Origin of the sequence: Thalassoglobus sp. JC818, assembly GCF_040717535.1 — a bacterium.
Classification (GTDB): Bacteria; Planctomycetota; Planctomycetia; order Planctomycetales; family Planctomycetaceae; genus Thalassoglobus.
Genome location: NZ_JBFEFI010000008.1, coordinates 36,223 through 53,756, shown reverse-complemented (window position 1 = coordinate 53,756; position 17,534 = coordinate 36,223). Strand labels below are relative to the sequence as shown.

Here is a 17,534-nt window from a genome sequence, read left to right as displayed (position 1 = left end):
GGCAACTTTCGTCAACAGGATTGAAGCAGTCTGTGAGGGCTCACATGAGTGCGGGGCAGCGATAGGTGATTAGTCAATTAATTCTCGCTTCGGCCTACTTGGCGAGGTCGACGCAAATGCATTCACGGCCGTTGCGGATGTAGGCTCTTTGATTTGCGTAGGCGGGCATACTCCAGACGACATCTCTTCCGAAGGCTGTGTTCGTCTGGTCGATGACTTTGGCCCGGTCGATTTCTTCGTAGCCATCACGCGACATTTTGGCGATGACGAGTTCGCCGAGTTCGTTGAAGATCCAGTATCGATCTTCCTGGCGAACGAAGAATGCGGTTCCTGAACCGATCGGTCGATCAGTGTTGAGCAGTTCGCCGGTGTGCCAGATGCGGTTGCCATTCATCATATCGACTCCGTACAGAAGCCCGTTTTGGTCGAACCCGAGAATCGTCTCGTCGACCCGCATTGGTTGAACATTGATCGGAGAGACAGCCTGCTTGGGAAGATCTTTCCAGACGACCTCCGCGTTGCGTCCATCATCGGAAACTTTGATGAGCATGTTCTTGTTCGAATAGCCGCCGACGTAGATAAAGTTCCCGGAGACGATCGGAGACATGATTGTCGAGCCGTTTGTCGCTTCGTAGGGGATCGACCAGTACGACTCGCCGTTTTCCGGATTTACGGCTGCGACTTCCGAAGGTTGGAAGAGGAGAAGCTGCCGCATGCCGGCAAGTTCGGCAATGAGAGGTGGTGAGTAGCCTTGTTGACTCGAGGATCGCGTACGCCAGAGTTCTTCCCCGGTTTGAGAGTGAAACGCCACAGCGTGAGTTCCGTTACCGCCGACGATGCAGATCAAGCGGTCTCCGTCGAGAAGTGGGTGGCCAGCGTATCCCCAAAGCGGAGTTTGAACGTTGTACTCTTCGGTGAAATTCTTCGCCCAGACGACTTCGCCATTTTGAAGGTTGAGGCAGAAGAGGTTGCCTTCAGCTCCGAGAGTATAAACGAAATTCTCCGTCAAGACGGGAGTGCAGCGTGGACCTGCGGGATAGGAGATTTCGTAGTTGACGGGATACTGATGTGTCCAGAAGACTTCTCCGGTTAGCTCATTCAGGCAGTGAACTCGTTCTGTCCCGCTGAACTGCTTCCGTTGGAAGTTCTCGACGTTCACATCTTCCTGTGTTAGGTAATCGGTGACGACAACGCGGCTGTGAGCGACCGCTGGTCCGGAGTACCCGCCAGAAACCGGAGTGCGCCAGACAATCTTGGGACCACCATCTGGAAAGCGTTCGATGAGGTTGCTTTCGCGCCAAACGTTGTCTCGAGAAGGTCCCATCCATTGAGGCCAGTCGTCGGCCGAAAGACTGGTCGACAACACCGCTGAACTTAAAACAAGCGCCAGAGCACAAAGATGCCAGCGAGTCCTGGACATGAGTCACCTTTCGAGGAGAAATCCCAGCAATTTTGTACTATCTTGACATGTGACGGTGTGAACAGCAATTCACGATCATCATTTTCATGTTCGGCGAAGACTGTTGGCTGCCTTCTTTGTCCAAGGTTGTCTGAAGAATGGTTTTCGAGCCGAGAAGTGAGCGAGAAGGCAACTCGTATTTCAGGTTGAGGGATGACGGCACGATGATCGAGTTCGTTGAATTTCAAACCGATTCTCCGTTGTACCGCCAATTCTGTGAGTTGCGGAATGATGTCTTGCGTCGCCCACTGGGATTGTCTTTGTTCGATGAGGACTTAAGTGACGAAGATTCAAGCTGGCACTTTGTACTGTATGACCAAGGCATCTTGGCTGGTGTGATTTTGACCCCACTCGAAGATGCCAAGCAGCCGACGGTCAAGCTTCGACAGATGTGCGTTTGTCCGTCGAGGAGTCGGCAAGGGTTCGGCAAAGAACTTGTCGAGCGGGTCGAAGTTATCGCTCGAGCGAGAGGTGTTCACAAGGTGACGATGTCAGCAAGAGTCACGGCGGAGTCTTTCTATCGCAAGCTTGGATACGAATCGGTCGGTGCTCCATTTTTGAGTGTCGGAATCCCACATGTCACAATGGAAAAAGAATTGCAGCTGATGACGTCAGAACAGCGATGATCTCAACGACATTAAATCATCTGGGCGAGATGACTGAACGTGTCGAAGACTTCACCCTTACGGATCGTGGGAGTAGTCGAACATCATCGGAATGTTCGCATCATCAAAGAGAGTTCAGGAGTGAGTCATGTCGCAGGTTGTTTTGACGCGTGAGCAAGTTCGGGATGTCGATCGAGTTGCGATTGAAGAGTTTGGGATGCCGGGGATTGTGTTGATGGAAAACGCAGCCCGGGGAATTGTCGAGTTGCTTCTGCGGCAATACGACTCAGGACAGGTGCTTATTGCTTGTGGTGTTGGCAACAACGGAGGAGATGGGTTTGCAGTCGCGCGACACTTGGCAAATCGTGGAATTGATGTCTCGATCATCATTGTCGGCGATTCTTCGAAACTGACAGGCGATGCCGCCATCAATGAGTCAATTGCGAGGAAGATGGGGATTCCGATTGATATGCTCTCTGACTCGATCGATTTGAAAGGGGTGACGACGAAGTTTCAGGAAGCTGCCTGGGTCATTGATGCACTCTTGGGAACTGGAACGAAAGGCCGTGCTCGAAGCCCGTATCTGGAAGTCATCGAACTGATGAACCAGTCCCAAGCTTCGGTTCTCTCAGTCGACCTGCCGTCAGGAATGGACTGTGATGACGGTCCCATCGAAGGGGCAACGGTTTGCGCAGACGTCACTGGAACATTCGTCGCTCAGAAACCGGGACTCTTGCTTAATGGAAGTGCGAACTTCACCGGGCCAGTCGAAGTGATCGATATCGGTCAGCCCGCGAAAATCATTGAAATTGTGCGTTCGATGTAATGTGCATTTGAAAGTCTGAGTTTCGGGCTTGTTTTTGAGTTTTGAACAACGCCATTTCTCTGTGGTTTTTCACCTCGTCGGGAAGAAGTTCCCGAAAACCCGAAATTTTGTTCGGAAGAATTGGGTGGGCGGCAACATTATCTTCAAGTTGGAGAGAACAACTTGCTTTGACTTTCATTGAATGCTTCGAGCGACGGCTCGAGAATTCGATTGCTTTCAAGATTTCAAATGATCAACGAAGGAGAATAATAGTGAAAAAAATAGGGACAAACCTTGCTCTTGCGATCGCCCTCAGCGGAGGAGTTTTCCTCGGGATGGCAGCCATCGGCGTTTCGCAACCTGATTCGAAAGTGGCGCTTGCGCCGCCTGTTACCCATTCGCCAAGTGATCTGTCGCTGGCGTTTCGGGAAGTCTCTGAAAGAGTCCTGCCAGCAGTGGTATCGATCTCGACCGAGTCTCGCCCCCGGGAAATGGCAGGCAACATGGGTGGGCAGCAGCTCAATCCTCAACAGGAAGAGATGTTCCGACGTTTTTTCGGTGACGATGAACGATTCCAGGACATGTTCCGGAATCCGCAACAGACACCGCGTCGACAGATGGGATCCGGGTCCGGATTCATCGTTCATCCGGACGGTGTGATTCTGACCAACAGCCATGTCGTCGAAGGTGCCGATCGAGTGACCGTTCGCCTTTCTGACGGACGTGAGGTTGAAGCCAAGTCCTGGAACTTTGATCCTCGCTCTGACGTGGCTGTCGTTCGAATTGAAACCAGCGAAGAACTTCCGTTCGTGTCGCTTGGAGAAAGCGATGGAATGCAGATTGGTGACTGGGTCCTGGCATTGGGGAATCCACTCAACGTGGGAACCACTGTGACTGCGGGCATCGTGAGTGCAACCGGCCGCGCACCAGGAATCAATGAACGCGAGGACTACATTCAGACGGATGCTGCGATCAACCCTGGAAACAGCGGCGGACCGCTCGTCAACTTGCATGGCGAAGTGATCGGGATCAACACCGCGATCTCAACCCGCAGCGGAGGATACGACGGGATTGGATTTGCTATTCCGTCCAACATGGTTCGATGGGTCGCTGACCAACTGATCGAAGACGGCCATGTGAAGCGTTCTTACCTGGGTGTGCAATTGCAGATGTTGACAAGCGATCTTCGCAGCCATCTAGGATTGTCCGTTGGAGAAGGTGCTCTCATTTCAGAAGTCTTCCCTGAAACACCTGCAGCGAATGCAGGTCTGAAACCGGGAGACATTATCGTTGAGTTCGCCGGACAGAAAATCGCCGATCGCGACAGCCTTGTGGAAATTGTTGAGCAATCGCAACCGGGGCAAGAGTACTCAGTGAAAGTCATTCGAGAAGGGAAGCGTCAGCGCCTCGATGTCAGACTCGAAGAAATGCCTGGTGACTACACCGCAGCACTGAAGCGAGGAATGCGTCAACGACCCGGAGCGGAAGCAGCCCCGGAGACTTCAGAAGTTTCGAAGCTTGGATTGGAAATCGTCGAACTCGACTCCGACCTCGCTTCCCAGCTGAACCTGGAAGGAAACGTTTCCGGTGTTCTCGTCAAGAGTGTGAAGTCCGGATCACCTGCTGAGGAATCTGGACTCCGTGCTGGCGACATCATTCAACGTGTCGGCCAGAAAGAAGTCGACTCGATTGATGAGTTTGCGTCAGCGATTGATGGGCTTTCAGTTTCTGATGGAATTCTGTTGCACATCAAGCGTGACCGAGGTTCGGCTTTCGTCCTCCTCAAATCGGCTGACTAGAGCAAGTTGCTCGTTCCTGTGCACTCGCTTGAGCGTTCTCACTCATTCAATAGCTGAGTTTGCTCGAGCGAGTCAGTGCAAACCAAATTTCAGAATCTTCTAAACCTCTCGCGTGTTTTGTCTTCTCTCCTGAAACCCATCAGCTTCCCTGGCTGATGGGTTTCTTTGTGCGCGCTCTTCGAGGAGAAGTTGTTCACATTCGAGCAGAAGGGGGAAGTCTAAACTCGCTGGTCGATGGGGCTCCGCGTTGGTCGATGAGCGATCAGTTACTTGAGTCGATCATCGATCATTTGAACATCGATTCGTCATTGAATGAGGTCTCAACAAACCTCAATTTCGTTTTGAAGTTCCATTCCGTCGATGGAGTTCATTGCAATCGTTTGAGCGAGTTGAAGTTGGTAATAGGTAGAGACTTTGCCCGAGAGGACAACGGTATCGTCTTGCACGGAAACCTCGATCCCGTTGAGACGATGATGACCCTCGCAGTAAAAGCTGTGTCGTAAGTCTGTCTGCAATTGCTGATGTTCACAGGAACTTGAAGGTTCCACTCGAGTTCCATTCGAAAAGGGACGTCGTGCAGCTGTGGAACGCTTCTTCGTAGAGAGGGATTGCATCGATTTTCCTGTTCATGTCCAGGCGCGGACGTTGAGGGTGAGCCATCCCTGATAGCAAAATTGGGGCCAAGAGAAGTTGCCCTGTATCGCTGCATCGACAACTTTCTCGATGGAAAATTGGGGCAATCGAGAACTTGAGCGAAGAGCCGTCAATCCGTCGAAGAAATTGCAGGTCATCGGAGAAGTGAGCAACGTACTCGCAATTACGATCATAACGAGGAAAAGAATTCGAACTCGCGAAGAAACTCTGTTGTGGCGGGGTATTTCCCGTCTGAAATTGCACACTTAATCAAACGAGTTTTCGGAACTTGCAGACTTGGGAGCTCTGGCGACAAAGGCACGTTGAGGTGGTAGCGGTCCGAAAATTCGTCGGTCCCTCAAATGCGGCATTCCCTTTTATTGAGCAAGCGGCTCGTTGGTCACTTCTTGAGCGTTCCTTTGTTCGGAGAGAATTCGTCCCAGTTCGTTTGAGAGTTCGTTTAAGACTGCGACATCGTCAGCATGCTGCTGCCGGAGTTCGTCTTGAAGTTGAGTGACTTCGTTCTTCCAGTAGTCAACATCTTGCTTTAATTGCGTGATCTTTGCGTGTGCGTGAGAAAGGTCCTCCCGCATTTCTTTCAATTGGAACTGGTACTTCTTGAGCTCCAGCTTGAGTTGCTGAAATTCTTCTACCAGATTCGGACCTGGAGGAACGGTCTCAACTTGAGCTTCAGGATGTGGAGGTAAACACTCCGCTCCCAAGTCAAGAATGCGCGGTTGTGGAAGTTGCTTCTGGAGAGTCGGGCGTTCCGCAATACGACCTGGTGCTGATGGCATCGGCGGGATCTGAGATTCTGGAATGAGCAACGGTGGGCTTTCAACATTGCTCGCAAGAACAACTGACTGTGCAAAGGGCGTCTCGTTTGATCTTCTAATCGATGCCTGACGAACCGGTTGACATGCGACCGGATAGCCGCGGTGTCTCTTAAGGGGGACCGTTGCAATCAGATTGTTTTCATGCGTCGGTTCCATCGTTACCGACGCAGTCGCAGATGCTGCAGTCGATTCTCCGCGCGATTGGACGGCTCTAAACTTTTGCAAGTGACCTGACGTTGAGGAATGACAACCGACCAGTCCACCGGAACTGATCAGAAAGATTCCGCACGTCATCGTCCACCACCTTGAGTCGTTCATTTTCCTACCTTGTCGTCATGCGATTGCACGAGGCAATTCCGGTCGTTGTGTTCGTTCAGCAACTGTCTTGATCACACAGTTTTAAGATATGATTGCTGACCGCTAGTTGTGTCTGTGAGAGAATGGTGCGACGATTGGCAAAATATATTGGTTTGCCGAACAATCTCTTAAATCATTCGTGTAACCGACATGTGTTTACTCGACGATCTCATAGTCACAGTCGAGAATCGTGACTTTCCCACAGGTACAAGTCACCTCGATTGAGGTGATCAGCTCTCCCTTTCTCCTCAACACGATCGATGATTGGTCAGAGAGAGCTGATTCTGAGAGACAGATCGGTTGTTCTTCGAGGCGAACTTGGTTCGACTTCAGAATTGAACTCTTGCGAGGCGATTTCATGACTCGTCTTCCTGAAGATTGATTGTTTCTGAGTTTCAGAGTGTCTGTTGATCTGCGAGTTCTTATCGATGTTCTGTACAGGTAATTGCTAATTCGAACAGATCTCGTGATCGTTGCTGGTGGTGAGCAGCAGTCCTTTTAGTTCGAGCTCAGATGCTGCCAGGATTCGAGAAACTCGTGATTCGGAGAGGCCCATCACGGTCCCGATTTCTTTGAGTGTCATCTGGTCGAGGTGGTACAGTGTGATCGCTGTGCGTGCTCGGTCGCTGATTTTTTCGATGGCGTCTGTAAGTCGTCGAAGCTGTTCTTTCTCAGAGTAGAGATCGTCAGCTGCTTCGTCGTTCACCCGTCGAACCGGAAGTTCTTCTCGCCAGACTTCCGGACGCGTCATACGAATGGCAGCCAGGCAGGCTTCAACTTCGTCGACTGACAGTCCCGTGGCTGACGCGATTGATAGCGGCGTCGGACGTTCTCCCAGTTGGTGCCAGACATCCCGAATCATGGCCCAGTGTTGTAATGTGCTCTGAGGGAGAGGGCAGTTGCGCCGTAGTTCGTCCAGAATCGCACCTCGGATCCGTTGGTAAGCGAATGTTGTGAATTGAGCTCCGACGTTTGAATTGAATCGGGAGGCTGCCTCAACCAGCCCGAGAATTCCAGCTGCTTCTAAGTTTTCAATGTCGAGCTCATCAGGCAGTTCAGAACGCATTTGACCAATGATCTTTTTAACATACGCAAGATGGTTGAGGACCAATTGATCCCGGTTCTCCTGGTCTGCGTGGTTTCGGTAAGTCTGCAGTCCGGCGTCCATGCGCTGCCTCAATTACTCGTGTCGTCTTAGTCTCTCAGTTCCGGCTGTCGATCTCTCGCGTTTGCCAGACGTTTATTTTCAACGGAGTCTTCAGTGAGTCCGCAGTGCGTTTTCAGTCCAGAGAATCGTCGTCATCGAATACCCATTCCTGCAGCATGGCGATAACGATGTATGTCAGAACGCTAATTATCATGCTGGCTATCGAGACTCTCCATAGAATCGTTTCTGGCTCATGGCCGGATGCGATTGTGAGTAAAGTCGTGAACGAAGCTGTCAGGGTGCCAAACAGGATCGCGAAGTTTGAAGGTGCCATACAAATTCATTCCCTTTATCCAACACACTCCCAGTTGTCATTATCTGTGTTTCGCTACACGGCATTAATCGATGGTTTGGAGTCAGATATTGCTTGCGGTTCGACAGAAGCAAAAACTTCATCGAGGCTGATGATGCGTATTGGGTCCAGTGGTATGCCGGCGGGTACTTCTTGGTATGCGAGGCACCCGAGATAGGGGAAAGAGTTTTGAAAGAGACGGCGAATGGACCGGCGGAGTGACTTGTCTGTGAGGACTGCGATCGGAAGATTCAAACGCCGTGAGTTTTCTGCACATGACTGGACGACTTCAATCAGGGAATTCAACGGCTGCGGTCCAAGTGCGAGTTGGCCTTCGCGAAGCGACTCCCGGAGGCGACCTTCAAGGCGTGGATCAAAAGCAACCACTCTCAATTCTGCTGATTCAGAGAGAAACGGTTCACACAATACTTGTCCTTGATCAGCGCGAACCGCATCCGTGAGCAAGTTGGGGTCTTTGCACTGGGCGGCATGATTCGCGATTGATTCCAGAATTGAAGTCAGATCAACCAGCGAGACTCCTTCGGCCGCGAGTTGACGCAGCACTTGATGCAGGACGGCAGTCCGGACCGACTCAGCTTTCAACTCATCGACAATCGAAGGGGCAAACTCTCGGACGCGGTCGAGCATTTCTTTAAGAACTTCGCGAGAGAGCAGTTCATGTCCGTGTGTCTTCAGGACTTCACCAAGGTGTGTCATGAGGACGCCGGAGGAATCGACGACAGTAAAGTGCTTCGCCTTAGCCTGTGTTTCGACCGAAGGTTCGATCCATTTTGCGGGAAGTTGAAATGCCGGCTCGATCGTGTCGACTCCCGGAATTTTCGCGGTGGTTTTGTCAGGCGGGATGGCCAGCAATGAGTCCGGTTGCAGTTCGCCAGAGGCAACCACTCGACTTCCGAGGCGGATATGGTATCGATTCGGTTCAAGCTGCAGCTGGCTTTTCACGCGAATGGGCGGAATGCAGATTCCACGTTCTTTGGCAAAGTCGCTGCGAACGGAAGTGATTCTCTCTGGAAGTTTTTTACCGCGCGATGAATTGATGAGAGAAATTAAGCGAGAACCGAGCTCAATCGTCAGTCGATCACGCATCAGAAAATCTTCGACTTCGGTGCGGCTCTCTTTGGGAGATGAGTCAGCTTCATGAGTTTCTTCAGACTGTTCCGCTTTTTGGGATTGGTTCTTCCAAAACACTGTCGCGACTAGAATTAGTCCGACCATGAAGAACGGAAACTTTGGCAGCCCGGGGACCATCGTCAACAAAGAGATGATGGCGATGGCGATCCAGAGAGGGCGTTCGCTTCGAAGCAGTTGCGACTCGATTTCTTCACCGAGTGTGTTTTGCGAGGTTGTTTTCGTAACCAGAATCCCCGCTGTGACCGCGATGATCAGTGCCGGGATTTGTGAGATTAAGCCGTCGCCCACTGTTAGAATTGAGTAGCGGTGAAGTGACTCAGTCAGAGACATTCCGTGAGTGATTCCGAGCAGCATCCCTCCTACCAGATTGATCGCTGTAATGATCAATCCGGCGATCGCATCTCCGCGAACGAATTTGCTGGCACCATCCATAGCCCCATAGAATTCGGTCTCTTGGGAAAGGTCCTCGCGTCGTTTCTTTGCTGTCTTTTCGTCGATTGAGCCGGCATTCAGCTCTGCGTCGATCGACATCTGCTTTCCAGGCAGGGCGTCGAGGGTGAACCTCGCTGCCACTTCTGAAATGCGACCAGCTCCTTTGGAAATGACGACGAATTGGATAACGATCAGAATCAGGAAAATGACGAGTCCAACGATCAAATCTCCGCCAACCACGAAGTCGCCAAACGCCTGCACCAGTTTGCCCGCATCTGCGGAGAGCAGAATGACTCGCGTCGTCGCCACATTCAGTGACAGCCGATAAAGCGTTAACAATAGGAGAAGCGATGGGAATACTGACAAGTCCAACGCCTGGCGTGCTCCCATGGTGACGAGGAGCAGAAGAATCGTAAGCGTTAGATTGCTCGCGAGAAGGATATCGAGAAGAAAAGTCGGCAAAGGAATCAGCATGATGACCAGAACACCCAACAAGCCGAGCGGCAGGAGGGATTCTCCATCGATGCGAATGAAAACTGACTGTGCTGAACTCGTCGTGGAGGACATTTCGGTCGTGTGTTTCTGTTCTCTCTAAACGTTTAATAATGATCTTCAATTGCTGTGTATCGCAATTGAGTTAGGTCTGAAAACTCAAACTGAGAGAGCGAACAATGAGGCTCCATCCGTCGATCAGAATAAAGAGGAGAAGTTTACAGGGGGTGGATATCACCACTGGTGGCATCATCATCATTCCTAAGGCCATGAGGATGACAGAAACAACAAGGTCGATGAGGACAAATGGGAGGTAGATGCAGAATCCCATGATAAATGCCGTCTTCAGCTCACTGATGACAAACGATGGCACAAGCACCCGCAGAGGGACTTCTTCTGGTGACTCAATTGATTGGACATCGGCGAGGTCCATCATCAACAGCAGGTCTTGCTTTCTTGTCTGGGCAAGCATGAACTGACTCAGGATTTGGCTGCCCCGAGTCCACGCAGCTTCTCCTGAAATGCGTTCCTGGAGGTAAGGTGTGACAGCTTCCTCCTCGAGTGTTGTTAATGTCGGACCCATCACGAAGAGCGTTAAGAACAGAGAGAGTCCGAGAATCACCTGCGTCGGCGGAATCTCCTGCGTTGATAACGCACGCCTGACGAACGAGAGGACGATGACGATCCGTGTGAAAGCTGTCATTGTGACGAGCGCAGACGACAAAAATGCCATCGCACCCAAAAAGAGTGCCACTTTCAGATGGGGTGACGTCGATTGAAAAGCTTCCGAACGAAGCATTTCACTTGTGACATTTGTTAGAGAGTCAGCAAACATCACAAGATCCTTGATCTGAAGTTTTCTCGCCAGTTGTCACGATCGCTTCGGAATCGATTCCTCGTGACCAACTTGGAACAACTGTCACAGATTTGATGCCATGAGTGTCGATCGCGACCAGAATATTCTCATCATGCACTGCCACAAGGTGCAGTCTCGCTCGAGGCCCTAAATTTAATGTCTCTATTTGCCTAACGATTCGCTGCGGTGTTTGAATCGGCCGTGATGATTGAAACCACTTCAATAATACAGCTGTGCCCAATGCAGCGATCAGTACGAGACTGGTCATCGGGATGAGAGTCCATATATCGGGAATCTCTGGGCTTAGTTCTTCCTCCGATAAGCTCTGTACAGAAGAGTCAATGTCGTCGAGTGAAGCAAAGGGGCCGGATTGCATTTGTGTTTGACTACTCTCAGAGAGACTATATCCCTTGCTAGGCTCTTCATGCTTACCGCACAACAATGAGCCGTTGGCTTGCTTGCTCTCGCCGAAAATTGAACGATCGGAGTTTATATGCAAATTCGGGGTGGTCGTTGAGGGGATCGGTTGCTGGTCAATGAGCGCGGTGGTATCTGAATTGAATAGAGAGTCGATATCGACGTTTGCATCAATCGATTTCCAAACCGAATAGTCTTCGGCGTATCCAATAGTGAACGGTCCAGCAAGGAGCCCATAGATGATCCACAGCCCTGCGAGAACTGGCACTTGAAGTGAACATCGCTTTGCAGGTGCGGTTTGCATCATCGGGGTTTCGTTTTGGAAGGAAATGAACAAGTCTTGAGTGAGTGCGGGAGTCGATGTTGGGTTTATGAATCCAAAACTGAAGTGTTCGATTCAGATTCAATTTCAGTGAGTCGAACGGCATAGTGGTCTTCGACAATGCAAACTTCGCCGCGAGCAATTCGCACTCCCTGAGCAATGATGTCGACTGCTTCGCTGACATTCCGGTCAAGCTCGATCACACTTCCTTCGCCTAGCTGAAGCAACTCGTGAATTGTCATTCGCGTTCGTCCGAGTTCGACAGAAACATGGACTTGGACGTCGTGGAACATTTTGAGTGGCAAGCGTGACGAGGCCGCGTCAACTGACGGGCGTGTCGGGTAGTCGACGGGGAATGCCGATGGTTGTTCGTCAGACCCAGTTGGTGTGAATTTGGCAGAAGTTTCTATCTCAGACATCTCAATTCCACTTGTTTAAAGACTGAGGAAGGAGAACTCATGTTGCATCGTTCGCTGCAGTAAATGGAACGGCAGTGAGCTTGGTGTCGCTTGTAGGCGGTACGACGTCAATCGGTTTGTCCTAAAGGTAAAATGTCACTTCGGGCAGGCGTTGATACGACTTCACTCACTTGAAACGCTAGTTGATGACCTCGTCGGACGGGCCGTCCTTTCCACTTGTTTTGACCTTGAATGCGGGCGCTCAGCGGTTGATGGACGGACTGATCTAAAAGGAGAATGTCGCCGATGTTGAGGTCAGTGATTTCGGTCATGCTTAGGCTCAACTCACCCAGCTCGACAGTGACAACGAATGGGATTTGCTCCGTAATGTGAACAAGGCTGCCAGCTGTGAAACTTCCGGAGCTGGTACCACTATCGACGGAGTCTTCGACGATCTCTTCGATCGGTGAATTTGGGAAGAGCCAGAAGATTTCTGATATCCCGAAACGGCTCGTGACGGTTTGTGTCCCTTTGATCCAGGTGCTATGAGCTGTCGAAATTCGTTTGCGATGAGGGCGTTCGATGAGTTCTTCGAATCGACACGTAAGATCGCCGCGACCAGGCCACGCAGCTGCAAGTCCAGACACATACATTTCAATAAGAATTTCAAGCATTGAACGTTCGGTTTGTGTTGGAGACCGGTCGTGGGGGAGTGCGTCGGGATTGAGATCGAGGAGGTCGGCCAACAACATCCAGAGTTGTGTCTTTTCTACGCATAAGAATCCCGTCGACTCTTCAGGGCCAATGCTTATTGCGATCGCATAGCCTTCTTCTGGAAGAGACTTTCGTGCTGACTCATCACCGACAATCTCAATGGATTGTGCCCCAAGTTGAATGCGATGAGTGCAGACGCTCATCCAGGATTCGGTGACTCGAGCAGCGGTCTCGGCCAGCCATTGGTTCAACATTTTAAAGAGAACCTGTTTCGGACGGCGAGGCTTATCGAAGTCTGCAGGCTCAATAACAGGTTGATCGATGGAGATGTTATTGGACATTGAATTCTTCGAACAAGATGTCGTTAATACGGTCGCGGCCGTTGGGAAAGAGAACGGTATTGAACTGATTTCGAATCTCACGGCGTAGCTGGTTCTGGCCCACTTTGCCTCGAATATCATCTAAGTTCTTGTCGGAGAGATGACTGAGAAGCCAGTTTCGCAACTCCAGTGAACGCGACTCCGCCAAGTTCGTGACCATCTCTTGGTCATCTTGAAGTACCTGAAGAGCCATCTTGAGTCGTAGATATCGATTCATCCTCCCTTCATCGAGGTTGACAGTCACTTCTCCGAAGGGCACGTATGTAATTCGGGATGAGTTCTCGCTGGTGTCGTTAGCGAGACTCGCAGGAGAGAAGTCGGAGGGTAGGTCGCCAATCAGCGGACTGAGAAAAGGAACCGCTCCTCCTGACACAGCCGCGAGCAAAATGATCCACGGCGAAAACCGTCCCATGCGGGAAGTCTGTGGCGGAGGATTCTCGGAAGTAACATTGTCACCTCGTTCCATGGCAGCAAACTTTGACTAGCTAAGGCCATTCACGACATCGACTGGACACCCATCTGTTTCCGGTGTCGGCTCGACGATTACCAAGACGAGCTGAAAGAAGAGATCGGGCTCAGTGTTTGCAAACCTTGACGAAGAGGAGGTTCGGGAAAGCTATTCCGATTGAAAGGCCCAGCCACCCGAGTGGTTTTCGTAGCAGCTTGAAGAGAAACACCTGCAGGCGTGAATGAAAACATTCATAGCTGTGAGTTTCGAATTGGGCGTGAAGCCAAAACGTCGCGGGAAACAATTTCTGGTCTCAAGGAAAGAGTTTCCGTCTCTTGGAAGGCCGATGCAGTCGGGATAATCGGCGGGAAAGTTATCAATGCAAGAGTTTTACTAACTCCTCAAACTGTTTACTTCGAAAACGCTTTCCCTGCTACCGTGACTGGCACAGCAAGTGCATCTCCGGTTCGGGACGTGGGGGTTTCTAGAACACTCTTTGTATCACTTGTGGTGCCTCGCCTTTCGAAGAGCAGTTACAGAGTTCAAGAACTTGCTCAGTATTGCCAACCAGCTGAAACGGAAAGGATTCCGTATGTTGCATGGTCTCTACAGTTCAGCGATCGCGATGGAGTCGTCAGCGCGACACCATGAAGCGATCGCTCACAACCTCGCACATGCTCAACTGCCCGGGCATCGTCGCATGCAGATGCGCCAGGGAACGTTTGACGATTCGTTGCATGAAACGCCAGAGCAGCTCGCCGCTCGATCATTGCCAGGGTTACGGGGAGCAAACCTCAGTATCGACTTCACTCCCGGCCAGTCTAAGCCAACCGGAGTTCCACTCGACCTGGCGATTGAAGGTCAAGGGTTCTTCGAAGTCGAGACACCAGACGGCCTTCGTTACACGCGGAATGGAAGCTTTCGATTGGATGATGAGGGAACTCTCGTCACACACGAAGGCTATATCGTTCAAGGAACGCAGGGACGCCTGTCACTTTCGCTCCCAGCCAGTCTGGATCAGCTTAAGGTGCAGGAAGATGGAAGATTCTTTTCCGGACAGCGACTCGTCGGTCAAGTTAAGACCGTGAGCTTCACTGATCTGCAGCAACTCAATCCAGCGGGAGGAACGTTGTTCGAGTATCAAGGAACCGATCGTCCGCTGGCTGATGAATCGACAATTCGTCAGGGATTCCTTGAGCAGTCGAATGTTTCTGTGACGCGTGAACTTGTCGAAATGATTTCGAGTCAGCGACGTCACGAGGCCGCTGCGAGGTCGTTGGAAACACTCACAAACGCGATTCAGCGCCATACACAATCCTACGGAGGACAATAGTTATGATTCGATCTCTCTATACCAGTGCGACCGGAATGAAGGCGCAAGAACTGCTGCTCGATAATACAGCAAATAATCTTGCCAATGTGAATACAACGGGATTTAAGCGAAGTCATCTGAACTTCGCAGATCTGATGTACACGACAGTCGAGCAGCCGGGGACGGAGGTCGCTCAGGGGCAGGTCTCACCGACCGGGCTACAACTCGGAAGCGGTGTCCGAAGCAGTGGGACCACGAAGATTTTTACTCCGGGAACTTTGGAGCAAACAGGGAACTCTCTTGATATCGCGATCGAAGGAGAAGGCTTCCTTAAAGTTCTGATGCCAAACGGCGACACTCGCTACACCCGGGATGGTGCACTTCGAATCGATGGAAATGGCCAACTGGTGACCGCGAATGGGTATCTCCTCGATGCTGGGATCACGATTCAGGATGGAATCAGCCTCAGCAAATTGAGTATTGGTGAAGATGGAACAGTGACGGGAATCGTCTCTGGTGCCACAGAGAATGCTGTTCAACTCGGGCAACTGCAGCTTGCTCGTTTCTTAAATTCGGCGGGCCTTTCAAGCGAGGGGGGCAATCTCTATGCAGCGACGCCGGCTTCGGGAGATGAGGTTCTTGGAGTGCCTGGTCAGGATGGGCTGGGCATCATTCGTCAAGGATTTCTAGAAGGTTCAAACGTGGAAGTTGTGACAGAACTCATTTCTTTGATTAGTGCTCAACGTGCTTATGAAGTGAATTCTCGAGCAATCCGAGCAGGAGACGAAATGCTGGCAACTTCGTCGGAAATTGTCCGGTAAATTCGTCCGCTGGGAACGAGAGATTACTCTCATAGAACAAGGAGGTGTTCCAATGCTGAAACGTCTCTATGCGGTCATGCTGATGATTCAATTCGCTGGAGTGATGAATTTAGCACAGGCCCAGCAATCGACTCCGGTGTGTCTTCGACTCCGGGCGAACGTCCAAGTCTTTCAGCCTGTTGTAAAGCTTGTTGATGTCATTGATAGCGCTCCAGAATTACTTCCTCGGGAACTGCGAGAGATTGATCTTTGTCTCATTCAACTAAGTGGAGAGTCAATCGCGCTTGATCGGCAATTTATCAAATTGCGGTTGGCGCTCTGTTCCGACAATCGAGACATCGTTCTCACTGGGGCGGAGGAATGCCAGGTTCAGCGAATTGAGACTGCGGAGTTGACCGAAGCGAGTCTTGAGCACTTTGCTCGATTGGAAGTCGCTCGTCTGACCGACTTTCAGGGTGAGGATGTGCAGGTGAAGGTTCTCCAGCCCGTCTTTCGAACCAATCAGCGGGACGTGAACTTGAAGGTTCCTCTTCGTTTCGATTTCGACTTTCCTCGTCATTCGATTTGGGGGCGCGTCTCGGTTCAGGCTCGTGCGTTTCATGAAGATGAACTGGTTTGGTCCGAGCGTGTCGGAATGTCAGTGTCTCGAAAGTGCAGAGTTCTTGCTGCCAGAAGAAATATCTCACGCGACGAACTCGTGACACCGGTGATGTTCGAAATGCAATCTACATTTACGTCCGAAAAGATTGAGTCTCCGGCAATTGAACAGGTGATCGGGAAACGGTCGGTCAAAGTGATTCCAGCAGGATCTGTAGTCTCTGCCGACGACTTTGCGGAGGTTCAGCCAGCGAACCGGGATGTGGTCATTCACACGCGAGATGCTGTGCGTCTGGTTGCGAAGACTCGCGGATTGAAGTTTGTGGTTCCTCGCACCCAAGCAATGCAATCGGGACGCGTCGGGCAACTGATTCGTGTCAAGAATCTTGAGTCGAACCGAATCGTCACAGCTAGGGTTGTGGCTGCGGGAGAAGCTGTCGTCGACTTGAAGTAAAGAACCGAAACACTTCGTTCTCATGTGGAGATGTCAATTAGGATGACGAAATTTACAAATACAATTTCAGTCTTACTGGTCACTGGAGTATTCGTTTTCATTGGCCAGGAAGAGGCGTGTGCTCAATCGATCTGGATGCGTCGGACGGACGATCATGCCTATCTGTTTTACGACACGCGAGCCCGAAATGTTGGGGACCTGGTGACTGTGCTTGTCTCTCAGGAAACTGATCTCGATAGCAGGGAAGATCGGCGGATGAACAAAGAAACGGAATCGAGTGGCTTCTTCGGATTTGATTTCAAGACGGGCGGGGGACTGGGAGCGAACGCTGCCGATGCAGCGATGGACTTTCAGGTGAGTTCGGAACGCGAATTCGATGGTCAGTCGGACTATCGAAACTCACAGGAATTGACCGATCGCATGACAGCAACTGTGACGAGTGTCTTCCCAAATGGAAACATGGTCATCAGTGGACGAAGGGAAACGATGATCGCTGGCGAGTCACGATTTGTCACGCTCTCAGGGATCATTCGACCCATTGACTTACGACCGGATAACTCGATTCACTCCCAGTTTATCGCAGACTTTCAGCTCGTCTACGATGGAGATGGAGCGAGTCAATCGTTTACTCGTCAAGGTTGGTTTGCAAGAAAAGTTAATCATCTCTGGCCGTTTTAGTTTTCGCAAATGACAGTTTCGCTCAAGTGCAACACTCGAATTTCGTCAGTGTTCGAAAGTGTTCAAAA

18 protein-coding genes are annotated in these 17,534 nt (G+C 51.0%); 7 read left to right on the top strand and 11 right to left on the bottom strand.

Going from position 1 to position 17,534, the window contains the following annotated elements; all coding sequences use genetic code 11:
- Positions 1–94 precede the first annotated feature (94 nt).
- Entirely contained in the window at positions 95–1,420 is a 1,326-nt protein-coding gene (locus AB1L42_RS19735) for a PQQ-binding-like beta-propeller repeat protein (protein WP_367060249.1), read from the bottom strand.
- A 203-nt stretch (positions 1,421–1,623) separates the two neighbouring features.
- On the opposite strand from AB1L42_RS19735, the gene AB1L42_RS19730 reads away from it, so the two are divergent.
- The 3 genes from AB1L42_RS19730 to AB1L42_RS19720 all read left to right on the top strand — a co-directional run bounded on the left by AB1L42_RS19730 (position 1,624) and on the right by AB1L42_RS19720 (position 4,668).
- Positions 1,624–2,085 carry a GNAT family N-acetyltransferase gene (locus AB1L42_RS19730; RefSeq protein ID WP_367060246.1) on the top strand — a complete coding sequence of 154 codons (462 nt, stop codon included), beginning with the start codon at positions 1,624–1,626 and terminating at the stop codon, positions 2,083–2,085.
- A gap of 127 nt (positions 2,086–2,212) precedes the next feature.
- Positions 2,213–2,890 (top strand): NAD(P)H-hydrate epimerase, encoded by a 678-nt coding sequence (locus tag AB1L42_RS19725; protein WP_367060243.1) that lies wholly within the window; start codon positions 2,213–2,215, stop codon positions 2,888–2,890.
- Between the two features lie 251 nt (positions 2,891–3,141).
- Entirely contained in the window at positions 3,142–4,668 is a 1,527-nt protein-coding gene (locus AB1L42_RS19720) for a Do family serine endopeptidase (RefSeq protein WP_367060240.1), read from the top strand.
- Positions 4,669–4,988: 320 nt separating this feature from the next.
- Here AB1L42_RS19720 and AB1L42_RS19715 read toward each other — a convergent pair whose 3' ends face one another.
- The 10 genes from AB1L42_RS19715 to AB1L42_RS19670 all read right to left on the bottom strand — a co-directional run bounded on the left by AB1L42_RS19715 (position 4,989) and on the right by AB1L42_RS19670 (position 13,622).
- Positions 4,989–5,282 carry a BON domain-containing protein gene (locus tag AB1L42_RS19715; protein ID WP_367060237.1) on the bottom strand — a complete coding sequence of 98 codons (294 nt, stop codon included), beginning with the start codon at positions 5,280–5,282 and terminating at the stop codon, positions 4,989–4,991.
- A 396-nt stretch (positions 5,283–5,678) separates the two neighbouring features.
- On the bottom strand, positions 5,679–6,098 hold the full coding sequence (locus AB1L42_RS19710; protein WP_367060234.1) for a hypothetical protein: 420 nt from the start codon (positions 6,096–6,098) through the stop codon (positions 5,679–5,681).
- An 844-nt stretch (positions 6,099–6,942) separates the two neighbouring features.
- A complete protein-coding gene (locus AB1L42_RS19705; protein ID WP_367060231.1) occupies positions 6,943–7,662 on the bottom strand; it encodes a sigma-70 family RNA polymerase sigma factor in 720 nt (239 codons plus the stop codon).
- A 112-nt stretch (positions 7,663–7,774) separates the two neighbouring features.
- Positions 7,775–7,975, bottom strand: a complete 201-nt coding sequence (locus AB1L42_RS19700) for a hypothetical protein (protein WP_367060228.1) — start codon at positions 7,973–7,975, stop codon at positions 7,775–7,777.
- Positions 7,976–8,029: 54 nt separating this feature from the next.
- Positions 8,030–10,144, bottom strand: coding sequence for a flagellar biosynthesis protein FlhA (locus AB1L42_RS19695; RefSeq protein ID WP_367060225.1), 2,115 nt, complete (start codon positions 10,142–10,144; stop codon positions 8,030–8,032).
- 70 nt (positions 10,145–10,214) lie between these two features.
- A complete protein-coding gene (fliP, locus tag AB1L42_RS19690) occupies positions 10,215–10,904 on the bottom strand; it encodes a flagellar type III secretion system pore protein FliP (RefSeq protein WP_367060223.1) in 690 nt (229 codons plus the stop codon).
- Entirely contained in the window at positions 10,894–11,610 is a 717-nt protein-coding gene (locus AB1L42_RS19685; RefSeq protein WP_367060221.1) for a flagellar biosynthetic protein FliO, read from the bottom strand. Before AB1L42_RS19685 ends, fliP begins: the two co-directional genes overlap by 11 nt.
- A 101-nt stretch (positions 11,611–11,711) precedes the next feature.
- Positions 11,712–12,083 carry a flagellar motor switch protein FliN gene (fliN, locus tag AB1L42_RS19680; RefSeq protein ID WP_367060219.1) on the bottom strand — a complete coding sequence of 124 codons (372 nt, stop codon included), beginning with the start codon at positions 12,081–12,083 and terminating at the stop codon, positions 11,712–11,714.
- 107 nt (positions 12,084–12,190) lie between these two features.
- Positions 12,191–13,117: a FliM/FliN family flagellar motor switch protein gene (locus tag AB1L42_RS19675; RefSeq protein ID WP_367060217.1), complete on the bottom strand. Its 927-nt coding sequence runs from the start codon at positions 13,115–13,117 to the stop codon at positions 12,191–12,193.
- Positions 13,107–13,622, bottom strand: a complete 516-nt coding sequence (locus tag AB1L42_RS19670) for a flagellar basal body-associated FliL family protein (RefSeq protein WP_367060215.1) — start codon at positions 13,620–13,622, stop codon at positions 13,107–13,109. The genes AB1L42_RS19675 and AB1L42_RS19670 overlap by 11 nt, the downstream gene beginning before the upstream one ends.
- Positions 13,623–14,196: 574 nt before the next feature.
- Here AB1L42_RS19670 and AB1L42_RS19665 point away from each other — a divergent pair.
- Genes AB1L42_RS19665 through AB1L42_RS19650 form a run of 4 tightly spaced genes read left to right on the top strand, consistent with a single transcriptional unit; the run spans position 14,197 to position 17,466 of the window.
- A complete protein-coding gene (locus AB1L42_RS19665) occupies positions 14,197–14,937 on the top strand; it encodes a flagellar hook-basal body protein (RefSeq protein WP_367060213.1) in 741 nt (246 codons plus the stop codon).
- Between the two features lie 2 nt (positions 14,938–14,939).
- The gene (flgG, locus tag AB1L42_RS19660; RefSeq protein ID WP_367060211.1) at positions 14,940–15,737 is read left to right on the top strand and encodes a flagellar basal-body rod protein FlgG; all 798 of its coding nucleotides are present in this window, start codon (positions 14,940–14,942) and stop codon (positions 15,735–15,737) included.
- Between the two features lie 52 nt (positions 15,738–15,789).
- Positions 15,790–16,788, top strand: coding sequence for a flagellar basal body P-ring formation chaperone FlgA (gene flgA, locus AB1L42_RS19655; protein WP_367060209.1), 999 nt, complete (start codon positions 15,790–15,792; stop codon positions 16,786–16,788).
- Between the two features lie 42 nt (positions 16,789–16,830).
- A complete protein-coding gene (locus AB1L42_RS19650; RefSeq protein ID WP_367060207.1) occupies positions 16,831–17,466 on the top strand; it encodes a flagellar basal body L-ring protein FlgH in 636 nt (211 codons plus the stop codon).
- Positions 17,467–17,534 lie beyond the last annotated feature (68 nt).